This window comes from bacterium (genome assembly GCA_030685015.1).
Taxonomy (GTDB): domain Bacteria; phylum CAIWAD01; class CAIWAD01; order CAIWAD01; family CAIWAD01; genus CAIWAD01.
The window spans coordinates 19,739-33,167 of the sequence record JAUXWS010000067.1 but is presented as its reverse complement, the minus strand read 5'-3'; the positions used below and the strand labels follow the sequence as shown (position 1 = coordinate 33,167).

At 65.9% G+C, this 13,429-nt stretch carries 11 protein-coding genes; 1 reads left to right on the top strand and 10 read right to left on the bottom strand.

The features are described from left to right. Nucleotides 1-2: 2 nt before the first annotated feature. Genes Q8O14_09560 through Q8O14_09550 form a run of 3 tightly spaced genes read right to left on the bottom strand, consistent with a single transcriptional unit; the run spans nucleotide 3 to nucleotide 3,649 of the window. Nucleotides 3-1,157, bottom strand: a complete 1,155-nt coding sequence (locus Q8O14_09560) for a glycosyltransferase family 2 protein (protein MDP2360985.1) — start codon at nucleotides 1,155-1,157, stop codon at nucleotides 3-5. Continuing rightward, a complete protein-coding gene (locus Q8O14_09555; GenBank protein ID MDP2360984.1) occupies nucleotides 1,154-2,467 on the bottom strand; it encodes an O-antigen ligase family protein in 1,314 nt (437 codons plus the stop codon). The genes Q8O14_09560 and Q8O14_09555 overlap by 4 nt, the downstream gene beginning before the upstream one ends. Before the next feature lie 60 nt (nucleotides 2,468-2,527). Next, entirely contained in the window at nucleotides 2,528-3,649 is a 1,122-nt protein-coding gene (locus Q8O14_09550; protein ID MDP2360983.1) for a glycosyltransferase family 1 protein, read from the bottom strand. Between the two features lie 133 nt (nucleotides 3,650-3,782). Here Q8O14_09550 and Q8O14_09545 point away from each other — a divergent pair, with 133 nt between their 5' ends. Then, the gene (locus tag Q8O14_09545; protein MDP2360982.1) at nucleotides 3,783-5,042 is read left to right on the top strand and encodes a glycosyltransferase; all 1,260 of its coding nucleotides are present in this window, start codon (nucleotides 3,783-3,785) and stop codon (nucleotides 5,040-5,042) included. Between the two features lie 27 nt (nucleotides 5,043-5,069). On the opposite strand, the gene Q8O14_09540 is transcribed toward Q8O14_09545, so the two are convergent. The 7 genes from Q8O14_09540 to Q8O14_09510 form a co-directional block, all read right to left on the bottom strand. Continuing rightward, a complete protein-coding gene (locus tag Q8O14_09540) occupies nucleotides 5,070-6,149 on the bottom strand; it encodes a glycosyltransferase (GenBank protein ID MDP2360981.1) in 1,080 nt (359 codons plus the stop codon). 36 nt (nucleotides 6,150-6,185) lie between these two features. Next, a complete protein-coding gene (locus tag Q8O14_09535; protein ID MDP2360980.1) occupies nucleotides 6,186-7,031 on the bottom strand; it encodes a hypothetical protein in 846 nt (281 codons plus the stop codon). Beyond that, complete coding sequence (locus tag Q8O14_09530) at nucleotides 7,028-7,735, bottom strand: ABC transporter ATP-binding protein (protein MDP2360979.1); 708 nt, start codon at nucleotides 7,733-7,735, stop codon at nucleotides 7,028-7,030. Before Q8O14_09530 ends, Q8O14_09535 begins: the two co-directional genes overlap by 4 nt. After that, entirely contained in the window at nucleotides 7,732-8,487 is a 756-nt protein-coding gene (locus tag Q8O14_09525; GenBank protein ID MDP2360978.1) for a class I SAM-dependent methyltransferase, read from the bottom strand. Before Q8O14_09525 ends, Q8O14_09530 begins: the two co-directional genes overlap by 4 nt. After that, nucleotides 8,484-9,509 carry a 4-hydroxythreonine-4-phosphate dehydrogenase PdxA gene (locus Q8O14_09520; GenBank protein MDP2360977.1) on the bottom strand — a complete coding sequence of 342 codons (1,026 nt, stop codon included), beginning with the start codon at nucleotides 9,507-9,509 and terminating at the stop codon, nucleotides 8,484-8,486. The genes Q8O14_09525 and Q8O14_09520 overlap by 4 nt, the downstream gene beginning before the upstream one ends. Then, nucleotides 9,506-10,552 (bottom strand): tRNA dihydrouridine synthase DusB, encoded by a 1,047-nt coding sequence (gene dusB, locus Q8O14_09515; protein ID MDP2360976.1) that lies wholly within the window; start codon nucleotides 10,550-10,552, stop codon nucleotides 9,506-9,508. Before dusB ends, Q8O14_09520 begins: the two co-directional genes overlap by 4 nt. An 89-nt stretch (nucleotides 10,553-10,641) precedes the next feature. Beyond that, entirely contained in the window at nucleotides 10,642-13,335 is a 2,694-nt protein-coding gene (locus Q8O14_09510) for a patatin-like phospholipase family protein (protein ID MDP2360975.1), read from the bottom strand. Nucleotides 13,336-13,429 lie beyond the last annotated feature (94 nt).

Below are 13,429 nucleotides of genomic sequence, written 5' to 3'. Positions count from 1 at the left end.
CGTCAGAGCCGCGTCGGTGTCCAAGTCCCAGCCCGGATCCCGCGCAGCCAGCGGATGAAGCCCAGCCCTACCGCGGCGTTCATGTGCAGGAAATGGCCCAGCGCGGAGACCCAGCCGCGGCCCAGCCCGCGGCGGTTCTGGTGGATTCCATACAGACCAACCGCGTAGAGAGCGAGGTGCAACGCCAACCACGGCATCAGATGGCCACGCAACGCCAGGGCCAGATGCGTCGCCAGGGCAACAATCAGCAGGTGCGGCGTGAACCAGCGTGGCACTTTGTGGAACCAGAAGAACAGGCTCTTCCAGCCTTGCAGTGGATTCAGGAGCCAGAGATTCCAGGCGAGGCACTGAAAGTTGCCCGCGCCGATGCGGATGCGCCGCCCGAACTCCATGTCGGGGTTGGCGCCGATTGCCTCCTCGGCGAGCGCCTCACTGTCGTGGAGGGTCGCGTAGCCTTGCCGGAGGACGTTGAGGGTCGTGGCAAGATCCTCGTTTTGCGTCTCGTCCGGAATGGCACGCCAACAGGTAGCGCGCAGGCTGTAGATGCCGCCGTAGGCCCCCATGGTCGCGCCCATCCGCCCCTCCGCGCATTTCAGGACAATGTCGAAGTCGCGGTACCAAGTCTCCGCCTGGAACTGCTGTCGCTCCGCCTGGATCCGTTGCTCTGTGCCCGAGACCAAGCCAACGCGCGGATCAGCGTACCAGCGCATCAGCCGTCGCAGAGTGTCGCGGGCGAAGAACACGTTGGTGTCAGTCACAACGAGGATCTCGCCCTTGGCCAGCGGCAAGGCGCGGCTCATGATGCTCGCCTTGCCCAGGCGGTGGCCAAGGTCCACCCTGCGGACCCTGTTATCGGGGAAGCAGTCAACCAGCTCGGCGGTGCGGTCGGTGGACTGGTCGGACACCACCAGGATCTCCAGTCGCTCCGCCGGGTAGTCCAGCTCGACGCAGTTCTGCAGCTTCTTCTCGATCAAGCCCTCCTCGTTGAAGGCTGCAAGGAAGATGGTCACGGTGGGGCAGTGGTCGTCTTCGGCATGCCAGTCCCTCGCACGGTGCCGTGCGAGAAGCAAGACAAGGAGGATGCCCGGATAGGCAGCAAAGAGCCCCGCGAGGGAGAGCCCAAGGACCGCGCCAAGGATCAGGTCCGTGGCCGTCATGCCGGTGCCCCCCCGGTGGGCCGGGGGGCGATGCGGGTGAAGAGGGACCAGCAAGCCATCACCATCCAGAACAGAATGGGCTGGTTGTGACCGCTGAGAACCGCGTCGGAGACGCCGCACGCCAGCAGGGCGCAGGCGCCCAGGCCAAAGCCCAGCAGCAACCGTTCATCTGCTGGAGTCAAGTCGCGGCGCATGAGGAAGTAGCATCTCCAGTTGATCCAGATCAGGGTGCTGATGACAAAGAAGTAGAACAGGGCCACGGGGATCCCCACCTGGACCATTTTCTCCAGCAGCGCATTGTGGGAGTGCCCGAGGACCATTGTTGGGTCCGGGAAGAGGGACTGGGCCATCTCGCGGTACTGGCCGAAGCCTATCCCCAGCCAGCCGTGCACCTGGAGGATCTTCAGCGATAGGACCCACTGTAGCAGCCTGATGACAGTGGAGGCGTCGGTGCTCTGGGCCACTCCCTGTTCTACCTCGATGGCATTGTAGCGGCTTACCAGGCCGCCGCCGGACTGCATGGCGAAAAGGATCCCCAGCCCTATGAACAGATACAAGCCGGCATGCCTCAGCTTGAAGAAGGGAAGGGCCGAAAGGCAGGCGATGAAGAAAGGCATCCGTGTTCCCGTGAAGAACAGGGCAAGCAGTATGAGCAGGGACCCGGCGATTCCCAGAATTCGCGTATCGCGGTCACCGAAGAGGCCGAGGGCGATCGGGAAGAATGGCACCAGATCGAAGGCGACGCCGGTGGGGTACGAGTCAACCAACCCAACGGCTCTGACATGTGGATGGAGCAGTCCGTCGGCAATGACCGTTACTGCGGCCACCGAAGCGATCACCACGAAGAGCTTCGCCGTGTGGCGCAACGTCTCCGCTGCCACCAGCCGGCCGCACAGAAGCACGTAAAGGACCAGGGGCAGGAAGTCGTAGGCCCACCAGACAGTTGTCTCAAGTTGATTGTCGACGCGCAGGACTGGCAAGTAGGCCAGGGTGGCGATCGCCAGCAGGCCCAATTCCAGCCACGTGAGCGGCCTCTGCCGGTCACGTTCAACCCAGCGTCCCAGCAGCAACGCCAGCACGCCGAACACGGCGAAGAGCAGGTTCAATTGGGACACGTGGTGGAAGCAGAGGAGGGGGAAGAAGGCCAACAGGAATACGGCCATGTCCTGGATCAGCATGCACAACAAGAGAATTGCCAGCGCCGCGGGCAGAAGGATCCAGGCGGGTTCATCGAAGGCAAGGCTGGTGCTCACTGCGATGAGGGGTGCCGCCACCAGGGCCGGCCAGGTTCGCCTGGCATGGCCGGTCACGGCGCAGACGACGCGATGCACGGGCGCTCCGGGTTCGACTACGACGCGCGAAGGTAGCAATCAAGCCCCAAGGAAGGGCCGGCCGGCACGCAGCAGAACCGCATGGACCTGCCGCGCGCATTCCTCCCAGCGGTAGTCCAGGACTCGGCGCCGTCCTCGCTCGACCAGAGACTGCATCCGGACTGGATCCCCAAGCAGAGCCGCGCAAGCCCGCGCCATTTGTGGAATGTCCTCCGGGTCGACCAGGACGGCGGCGTCTCCGGCGACTTCGGGCAAGGAACTGCAATTGGACGTGACGACCGGCGTCCCAAAGGCCATCGCTTCCAGCACGGGGAAGCCGAAACCTTCATAGCGGGATGGAAAGAGCAGTAGCCGTGCCCGTCGATACAAATCGACTAGGGAGACTTCATCAACTGGCCCCAACAAGTCGACCCGATCACGACAACTACTCCGATTGATTTGCTCTTGGATGATTGTGCGGAAATTGTCCCGGCGCCCGGGAATCTTCAATCGAAGCGTGTCGAATGGTTCGTTCGCCGTCAAACGTTCGAAGCACTCTATCACACCAGCCATGTTCTTATAGGGTTTTGAGTTCCCGACAAACAACACATAAGAGTCCCGATCCGACAATGGCAACGGATCCTCTCCGCACGGGAGATGGTCGATTCCCGGGGTGATCACCGTGACCCGGTCTGACAAGGAGGGGTCAAGCCGATGTAGGTCAGCCGCGGTGGAGTGGCTGACAGTGATCACTTCTGCGGCGCGTCGCAATGAGTATGGAACGATGGTCCTATGGGCGATAATCTTGACCAGCTCCAGTGGGTTTCCCGGCTTCGCTTGCAGTCCTGGTTGCTTGACCCAGATCAAGTCGTGGACAGTCAAAATGGTCGGGCCACGAAACAATGGCGGAGCGAAGAAGAACGGGGCAAACAACAAGTCCACCTTCTGGGCATGCAGTTCACGATGGAAAGCCATGATGGTGTACGGGTGGACATAGCGATACGGCAGCAGAGCTTCACGAAAGTTGGAGTCGGAGGGAAACGAGAAATGCGGGTGGGTGACGTAGACGATATACTCGTTTCGCGTATCCAATTGTCGCAATCCTTCGATCAGACAGTGGGAGTATCGTCCAATGCCGTCCAGCTGAGGCATGATGGCCCGCCCGTCGATGGCGATTCGCATAATGTTCAGTCCTTATCTGAATGAATACTCAGTGTATACCAGGTTTGGCAAGTGTGGGCATCGTGAGACATCCCATCCCCACGATGAACTACTACCTTCCACACAGGTTTGATTATCCAACTGGAAGAATGGCATGTCGACTCCGATCTTGTTGATAGCGTACGACTTTCATCCATTCGTGGGGAGCGGTGGTTCGGTGCGCATGGTAAAGCTGGCCAAGTACCTACACCGGCTTGATCAGCCTCTCGTGGTATTGACCGGTGGATTCGAATCGCGCGATGCCGATCAAAGCCTGGATCATGAGTTGACGGGCATTCCCATCGAAGTCGCCAGCACCAATCCCGTTATGCCCAACATCATCGACCATGCTAACCGAGCCTCCTCACTTCGCTTGGCTGGTCGTATCCTGAGAACCTTCCTGCCCTTTCCTGACAATCGCTTCCGATATCTGCCAGCCATGTTCACCGCCGCCCGGAAGTTGATTCACGCACGCGGCATCCGCACTGTGCTGATCACCAGCCCGCCCAACAGCATGTCGCTGCTTGTTCCCCTGCTGCGATACTGGAGAAAAGAGCTGCGCTTAGTCCTTGATTTCCGGGACAGCTGGGCACTTGATCCCCAGATGTCACCCAACACCTCATGGTTCCGCTGGACGCAGCGCATGCTCGAACACTTGACCGTCAACCAGGCGGACCTCGTGATCACATGTACACCTGGTCTGGATAAGTGGATTCAAAGTCAGCTCAAGCGGCCAAGCACTGCGCACCTCATCACCAATGGTTACGACGAAGAGGATTTCCCAAGCAACTTGCCTGAGTCACCCCGCGATGGACGCTTTCTTCTGACTTATGCCGGCAGCATTGGCGGGGTTAACGGGCCGCACAGCCTGCAGAAGATGATGGAGGCCATGCAGCTTCTTGAGAAACGCCGCGGGGATTTGGCCTGTCGCTTGGTATTACAGATCGCAGGTCATGTTTCGCCCATCGAACGAGACCGTGTGGCTGGATTGCTTACCACATCCCGCATGGAATTCCTGGGTTTCCTGCCACACCGACAGGCCTTGGAGATCCAGGCAGCGTCCCATGCCATCCTGATCATGCTCTTCGAGAAACCGAACGTGGATCGTGTATATACGGGTAAACTCTTTGAGGCCTGCCGCCTGGCTAAGCCCCTGCTTGTTAGCGCGCCTCCCGGCATCCTGGCAGACTTTGTGACTTCGCGGGATATGGGCGAAGTCACACCAGCGACGGATGCGGATGCTATTTGCCGTGGCATCGAGCGGCTGATGGATCGCTGCCTCAACGGCCCAAGCTATCCGCTTCCCATCATGGATCTGGCTCAATTCGAGCGAGGCCTCCTGGCACGTAGATATCTGGAATTGCTTAAGTCGTGACATAGCATGACTTGTGCCGGCATGTGTTCACGCCTTGCTTGCATAAGCGGCAACAAGTTGTTGCTGCACCAACTCCATCCGCTCGGCGCAAGCAGTCCAGTTGTAGTGCCGCTCCACGAAGCGTCGGCCTTCTGCGCCCATTCGGCTGGCTTCACTCGGATGTCCAGCCAGCCAAGCCAGCCGTTCAGCCAATGCAGCGGGATCCCTTGGTGGAACCAGGAACCCTGTCTCACCATCGCGCACCACATCCGGGATACCGCCTGTGCGGCTAGCCACCACCGGCACGCCGCAAGCGGAAGCCTCCAGGGCGCTGACCCCGAAGCTCTCGCTGAGGGAGGGCATGGCCAAGGCATGGAAACCGCCCAACAAGCCAGGAAGCTGATCATTGGGTACCCGGCCCAAGAAGCTCACCATATCATTGATTCCAAGCTCCTGCACCAGCCCGCGTGCGTGGTTGAGTCGGCTGCCGCCTCCCACGATCACCAGTTCCATGGAGCCGATTTCACGGTGCATCAGGGCGGCGGCCTTGATCAAGATATCGTAGCCATAAACGGGCTCCAGGTGTTTGACGAAGCCGATCCGAAAGGGTGTGCGAGGCGGTGGGAAGCCTGGTTGGAAGAGGTCGAGATCTATTCCAAATGGGATCACTTCCACTTTGGCGCTCAGCCCCACATGGGATCTGACCATGTACTCGAGGAGAGGGTTGGTGGCCGTCACGATGTCGGCTGATCGCAACCCGTAGCGTCTGAACAACTCGTTGACCGCATTGCGAGGCATGGCAACATCACTGCCCCAAACTGAGACCAACAACGGTTTGGTGTGTGCCCAGCCCAGTACATTCAAAGTGGGATCCATGAAGTGGACCTGGACCAAATCAGGTCTGAACCGTCGAATCAGGCTTCTGCAGACGAAGATGAAGCGCAGGCGACCGAAGCATTTCGCCATGAAGCTTGTATCGGTAGGAACGACAGTAACGGGAAGACCCAATGCACTCGTACAGGGGGCATGGCACAGGATCTCAATCTCATGACCCTTCGAGCGGGCGGCCACAACCCATTTCACCAAGTGGGCACTGTCGGTGGTCGGTGTGATGAACAATATCCTCATGGCATCCCTTGAACTGGTGGGTGTGCACCCTTGACCCTACTCACCCGCCGCCACCCGTCGCCGCGCCCGCCGCGCCAGATGGAGCAGGCCCAGGGCCAGCGGCAGAGCGATCCCGATGGCCAGCGACCCGGGCGCCGAGCCGGCGGCGGGCAGGTCCAGCCGGTCGGCGAGTCCACCCAGGAAGCGCAACAGGGCGAGGGCGACGAGGGCCGTCGCCGCCGCCGGCAGGACCAGGGCTGTGGCGGGGGGCAGGAAGAGCTGCCAGGGCCGCGCCCCCTGGCGCACGAGCAGCGCCGCCTCGCCCTGGAAGGCCCGGTCCAGGCTGCGCACGGCGGCCGCCAGCAGGCCGGCCGTGAGGGCGGCCAGGAGCAGGCCCGCGCCCAGCACGATGATGCCCAGCCGCCGCATCTGGCGCCCCAGATCCCCCAACAATTGACGATCCACATGGGTGCCACTCACGCCGGGCAGCTCCTCCAGCTGGCCCAGGTGCCGTTCCAGTTCCGCCGCGGAGGCCTCCGGCCGCACCCGGAGCAGCACAGTGGGGGGAAAAGGATTCTCCCCCAGCAGGGCCCGCACGTCCACGCCGAAGCCGGCCTCGAACTCGGCGGCGGCCGCCGCGCGGTCGAGGTAGCCGGCCCATTCCAGCGCTGTGCCGGCGGCCAGCACCCGGCGCACCGCCTCCCGCACGCCTTCGTCCTCCTGGTCCAGATAGCATTCCGCCGGGACGCGTCCGGCCAGGGCGCTGCGGAATTGCCGGCTGTTGCCCAGCACCCAGCCGAGCGCTCCGGCCGCGAGCAGGGTCAAGCTCCAGCACAGCACCAGCAGGGCGCTGCGGGAGCGTGAGCGCAGCAGCAGCCGCAGGCCTTCGAGCAGCCAGATCATCGGTGGCCTCCCGCCGCGGGCAGTTCCGCGAGACGGCCCCGCTCCAGCCGCAGTCGGCGCACATCCTCCCGCCTGCCGGGAATGGCCCCGTGGCCGCAAAAAAGGACGGCCATGCCGCGCCGGGCGAGGCGACGCAGACTGGCCACCATCTCCACCTGATGGTCGGGGGAAAGGTGGGCGAGGGGTTCGTCCAGGAGGAGGAGCTCGGGCAGGCCGCACAGCGCCAGGGCCAACTGGACCCAGCGGCCCTGGCCGGTGGAGAGGCTGCCGCAGGGCAGATCGGCCCGGGCCAGCAGGCCGGTCTCGCCCAGGATGCGCATGCTCTCCTGGCGCCGTTGACGGGCGCCCAGGCCGTGGGCGGCCAGGGCCAGGCGCAGCAGTTCACGCGGACTGCGCTGGGCGGGCAAGCCGGCATCCTGGTCGAGCAGTCCCAGGCGGCGACGCCAGGCGGCCAGCTCCGTCAAGCGGCGGCCGGCCAGGGGCTCTTGCCGCAGCAGCAGGGTGCCGGCCTCCGGTCGTTGGCGCGCCGCCAGGAGACGCAGCAGGGTGGACTTGCCGGCGCCGGGCTCCCCCTCCAGCGAGACGAGCTCGCCGGCGAACAGGCGCAGATCCAAGGGTCCCAGGCGGAAGCCGCCCGGGTACTGGAACTCCAGGCCGCGCGCCTCCAGCAGCGGCAGGGTGGCGGCGCTGCCGTTTCCGTTCACACCTGGCTCCCCGTCGGCCGCGCCGCGAAGTGGACGCGGTCCGCTTGTTCACTGCCGGGCAGCAGGGTGAAGTCGGCGTAGCGGCCCAGCAGGGACAAGCCGGCCTCCGCGGCCACCGCCTCCACCTCCTCGATGGCGTATATGCGTTGCCGGTGCGCCTCCGCCCAGCGTCGCCCCTGCTCGTCCTCCAGCAGGAACTCGTTGTGATGCAGGCGGGCCGGTCGGTCGTACCAGCTGTGCCGCTCCCACGTCACCTCCTCGGCGCGCCCGCTCTCCTGGCGGTCGTTGAAATGGGACAGGCTGTTGCGCTCGGTGCAGACATCGAAGACGAGCAGGCCGCGCGGCGCGACCAGGGCGCCCAGGCGCGCCAGGGCGCTGCGCAGGTCGTCCGTCTCCTCGAGATAGTTGAGGGAGTCGTAGAGGCAGGTGACCAAATCCCAGCGGCCGGGCATGGCCAGCTCGCGCAGATCCTGGCAGGAGAGGGCCACGGTGCGGGGCAGCCGGCGGCGGGCTTGCTCCAGCATGGCGGCGCAGCCGTCCGCTCCGGCCAGGCGCAGGCGCGGCTCCTTCAAGGCGGCCAGGAAGCGTCCCGTGCCACAGGCGGCGTCGAAGGCGCTGCCCAGCCGGCCGCCGCCATGGCGACGCCACAGCTCACGCGTGTAATCGGCCCACATGGGATAATCGACGTGCATCATCAGCTGGTCGTAGATGGCCGCCAGGGCCTGATAGGGCGGCACGGGCCGGATCCTCACGCGGCGCGGTCCTCCAGCTGGCGCCAGGCCTCGGCCAGGGCGGCGAACAGGCCCCCCTCATCGGCGCGTCCCTGGCCGGCGATGTCAAAGGCCGTGCCATGGCCTGGCGAGCAGCGGACAAAGGGCAGGCCCAGCGTCGTATTGACACCGGCGGCGCCCGCCACCAGCTTGAAGACGGGCAGGCCCTGGTCGTGATACATGGCGAGCAGGCGCCCCTTCCCCCGGGCCAGGGCGGCGTCGGCGGAGAGGGGTCCGTCGCAGGGCAGGCCTTCGCGGCGCATGCTTTCCAGCAGCGGGCCCAGCCACTCGACCTCCTCCCCGCCCAGCACGCCTCCGTCGCCGGCGTGGGGATTGAGGGCCAGCACGCCCAGCCGCTCGCCCGGATGACGCCGCGCCAGGTGGGCCAGGGCAAGGCGCGCCTTGCGCTCGACGCGCTCCGCCGTGATGGCCAGGGGCAGGCGGGCGAGCGGGTCGTGATTGCTCACCAGCCCCACCGACAGGTCCGGCGAGCACATCCACATGAGCGGATCGGCCACGCCGCCGCGCCAGCCCAAGTACTCGGTGTGGCCGGGCCAGCGGAAGCCGGCGCGGGCGAGGGACTCCTTGCAGACGGGCGCCGTCACCAAGGCCCGCCGGACGGGGTCCCGCCCCACGATGTCCACGGCCGCGGCCAGCGAGAGCCAGGCCAGGATCCCTCCCGCCAGCGAGGGCGCGGGAAGGGCGGGCGGGGTCGGCTCCTTCTCATGGATGAGCAGATCCGTCGGCGGATCCTCCTCCACAGGTGGCGGCCAGGGCGCCAGGGTCAAGCCATCGGGCCTTGCCCGCGTCCCGTCGTCCACCACCAGCCGCAGCTCCAGGCCCAGGCGCCGGCGCAGGCCGTCCAGCCAGGAGGGCGGCGCCACGGCCAGCAAGCGGCCCGGTCGACGCTCGGCCATCCAGCGCGCCGCGGCCTTGAGCAGCACCTCCGGACCGATCCCCGCCGGATCCCCCATGCTGAGCACGAGCAGCCTGTCCCCGCTCATGGGGCGGCCGTCAGGCTTTCCAACTCCCGCGGGTCCTCCGCGCCCGGCTCGAGGTCGGCGCGCAGTTCCAGCAGGCGGCCACGCACAGCGGCGGCCTCCACCAGGGTCATCAGTTCAGCCCGCAGCGCCTTGATGCCCGGATGATCGCGCAGGTAGGCGACGTACATCTTGCGCATCTCCAGCACGGCCCGCTGCTCGCCCTTGTGCTGGACGGCCAGGTCGAGATGCTCGAGCAGGAGATCGACCTTCTCCTCCAGTCCGGGCGGGGGCAGGTTCTGGCCGCGGTCGAGGAAGGCCCGCGTTTCGCGGAAAATCCAGGGGTAATGGATGGCGGCGCGGCCGATCATCACGGCATCCACGCCGGTGTGGTCGAAGAGGCGGCGGGCGTCCTCCGGGCTGCGCACGTCGCCATTGCCGATGACCGGGATCTCCAGGGCGCGCTTGACCTCGGCGATGCCGTCCCAGTCGGCCTGGCCCTCGAACTTCTGGCAGCGGGTGCGTCCATGGATGGTGACGGCCTTGACGCCCAAGTCCTGCAAGCGCAGGGCCAGCTCCACGGCATTGCGGCTTGGGCCATCCCAGCCCAGGCGCATTTTCACCGTGACGGGAAGATCCACGGCCTGCACCACGGCGCCGGCGATCTGCAACAACAGGTCTGGTTCCCTCATCAACTGCGATCCGGCCCCACCGCCGCACACCTTGCGCGCCGGACAGCCGAAGTTGATGTCCACCAGCTCCGGTCGATTGGCCGCCGCCTGGCGCGCCGCTTGGGCCATCCGGCCGGGATCGCGCCCGTAGATCTGGATTCCCACCGGGCGCTCGTCGTCGGCCAGGCTGATCTTGCTGGCGGAGCGGCCGGCGAGTCGGACGAGGGCTTCGCTGGAGGTGAACTCGGTGTAGGCAAGGTCCGCCCCCAGCCGCCGGCAGATGCGGCGGAAGGGTTGATCGCTGTAGCCCTCCATGGGAGCCAGCAGCAATGCGTCAGCGAGCTTCAGTTCGCCGATCCGCAAGGTGCGGACGGACTTCGCCGGGGTGCTTGCCATGGCTGCATTTACGGGATTCGGAGGGATCAAGGCAAGCCGGCATTGGCCCGGGAGTCCATCAGGAGGGGCGCTACCCGGCCGGCAGCCGGTCAAAAGGAATAGCCCAAGTCGGCCCACAAGCTCAGGCCGGGCTGGCCCAGCGGACCGCTTTCGGTCTGGCGCGCCAGGCCCACGGCCAACTCGCCCACCGAGCTGTCCAGATGGAGCGCGAGAGACAGCTCCTGGACGAAGTCGCGGCGGTGGGGCCAGTGGTCCAGCTCGTCGGACAAGCCCAGGGCCGACCAGCGCAGGGAGGCCAGCCAGTCGCCCCAGGGGCCGGGCATGAGCTGGGCGCGCCATCGGGCGCGGAAGCCCATTGCCTGCCGTCCGGCCGCCTGGAGCGGCATCAGGGTGCGCAGCCAGTCATCACCCCCGAACTCGAACTGGTCCCGTCGCTGGGGGCTGTCCGACTGTCCCAACACCAGCGAGAACTGGCCGGTGTGGCGGCCCAGGCTTCGCCAGGTATCTGTTTCCGCCATGGCGCGGAAGGCGGCATCTCCACTTTCGGCGCGGGGCAGCAACTGCTCGAAGGAGACGCGGTGGTGTTCGCCCCGCCGTGGCAGGCTGCGCCGGTCGCGGGAGTCCACCACGCTGAGCAGGCCCAGCCGCGTCAGTTGCCGATGCCGGTGGACCGGACCCAGATCTTCCTCATCCCACTCGAACGCTCCGCTGGCGTAAACCGTGCCCAGTCGCTGGATCTGCTGTCCCACCCGTATCTGGATGCCGCGATTCTCCCGATGCACCGGATGACGGACGCCCGTCGTGGCGGGGGCGGCGCCCTCCAGCCAGAAATCCCGCAAGGAGCGGCTGGCACTTAGGCGGGTGGTCAGCCAGGTGTGCCAGATGCGGTCGCTTTCCAGCGAGACACGCTGTTCGGCGCGGCGGGCGCCGGACAGCCAGAAGAGGTCTCCCCGCAGGCTGCGTCCCAGCAGATTCTCCCACAGCACCTGGACGAAACCCTCCCCTTCCCGGGCGGTGCCATAGCGCAGGCCGCCGCGCAGGGCGGGGAAATCCTTCTCCAAGGCGTGGAGGACCGCCACATTGCGGTTCCCTTCGCGCTCGAGGCGCAGGTAGACCTGATCGAAAAGACCTGTGGCATATAGCCGCCGGATGCTGCGATCCGCCTGGGCGACGGTGAAGAGCTCGCCGGGCCGGGGACGGAACTCCCGCCGCAGGATACCCGGCCTCAGCAGGCGCAGGCCATCCAGCCGCAGGTCGTCCATGCGTCCTGGATCCACGTGCAGATGCAGTGTGTCGCCCCACAGAGCGGCGCTGTCCAGACGGCTGAGGGTGTAGCCGGCTCGTCGCAGGCGGTTGAGCGCCTCGTTCGCCGCCTCGTCCAGGTGGATCCGGCGCAGGGGCGATCCGGCCAAACCACCGAAGAGACTGTCCAAGGCCAGGTGCCGCCAGGCCGTGGACGACATGCGCCGCGGCAGCTCCTCCAGGCCATGCAATCGCACCCCACCCACCACGGCGCGGGCCTGGAGCCGTACCCGAATGAAGGAATGGGATGATTCCCCCGGCTGGTCCAGGTGGATCGTGTCGCAGCGGACATCCAGGAAGCAGCCGCAATCCAGGAGATCCCGCCACAGGCGTTGCGGATCCGCCACACTGGCCGGCCGCTCCACCAGTAGGCCGCGCAACAAGGGACAGGCGGGTGTTCTCGCCTCGGGAAGCTCCTCGATGGGCCGCCAGACCTCCTCTTCAAGCAGTTCGAAGTTCAAGGGAAGACCCGCAATCCCATTGATGGCCGAGGACGAGTCACACCTGGCGCTCAACAGGCGTCGCAAATGGGCTTGCTCACCCAGCATGGCGCGCCGACCGGCGGCCACCTGTTCCGCGCGATGCCCAACGATGTTCATGGCCATGGGCGGCATGTCCGGCCGAACCAGGATGTCCGCTTCCTGGCGTGAACGCTGGTTGGCTTCCGCCTGCATGATGGCCACCACCTGATCCGCCAGCTCCCAGGCCTCGCGCAGATCCTCCGGTCCCCGCAGCGGGCTGGTCACGTCCACGGCGATGACCAGGTCGGCCCCCAGCTTGCGGGCCGTCTCCACCGGGATGTTGGCGCTCAGCCCGCCGTCGACCAGCAATCGCCCGTCCAGCAAGACCGGTTGGAACAGGATGGGGATCGACATGGAGGCGCGCATCGCCTCGGCCAGATCACCACCGCCCAGCTCCACGCGCTGCCCGCTCTCGAGGTTGGTTGCCACGGCCCGGAAGCGGACCCGCAGTTGGTCAAAATCGCCGAAGCCCTGGATCGGCGCCCGCCAGACCATCTCCGTCAAGGCCTGGCTGACGCGCTGGCCGGTGGACAGATTGCGCGCCCAGCGGGGACGCAGACCCTGCAGGCGGATCTCCACCAAGTGGCGGTCGCTCACATCCCTGCGGCCTGTGTACATGAGCCGGCGGTCGGGCCTGTCATCGAAGAGGTCGCCCCACGAGTAGCGCCCGAGCAGGGAGTCGATCTCGGCGGGCGTGTATCCACTGGCGTAAAGTCCGCCAATGACCGCTCCCATGGAGGTGCCGATGATGCAGTAGAGCGGGACATGCGCCTCTTCCAGCGCCTGCAGCACCCCAAGGTGGGCGAAGCCCCGCCCTCCTCCACCGCTGAGCACCAGGCCGATGCGGGGGACGGAGGGATTGCCCGCCGATTGCCCGGGGGCCGGCGCGGGAAGGAGCAGCAGCAGGACCGCCAGAAGCAGTCCTGCCGTGCCGGGAAGTGGCAGGGCAGGTCGTGGCATGGTGCGTGATCGTGCCCGACCAGCTTATGGAATTCGGCAGATGCGCACAACCGGGCCGCCCGCCTGGCTGTCCTGCGACAGGGCGGACGGCCCG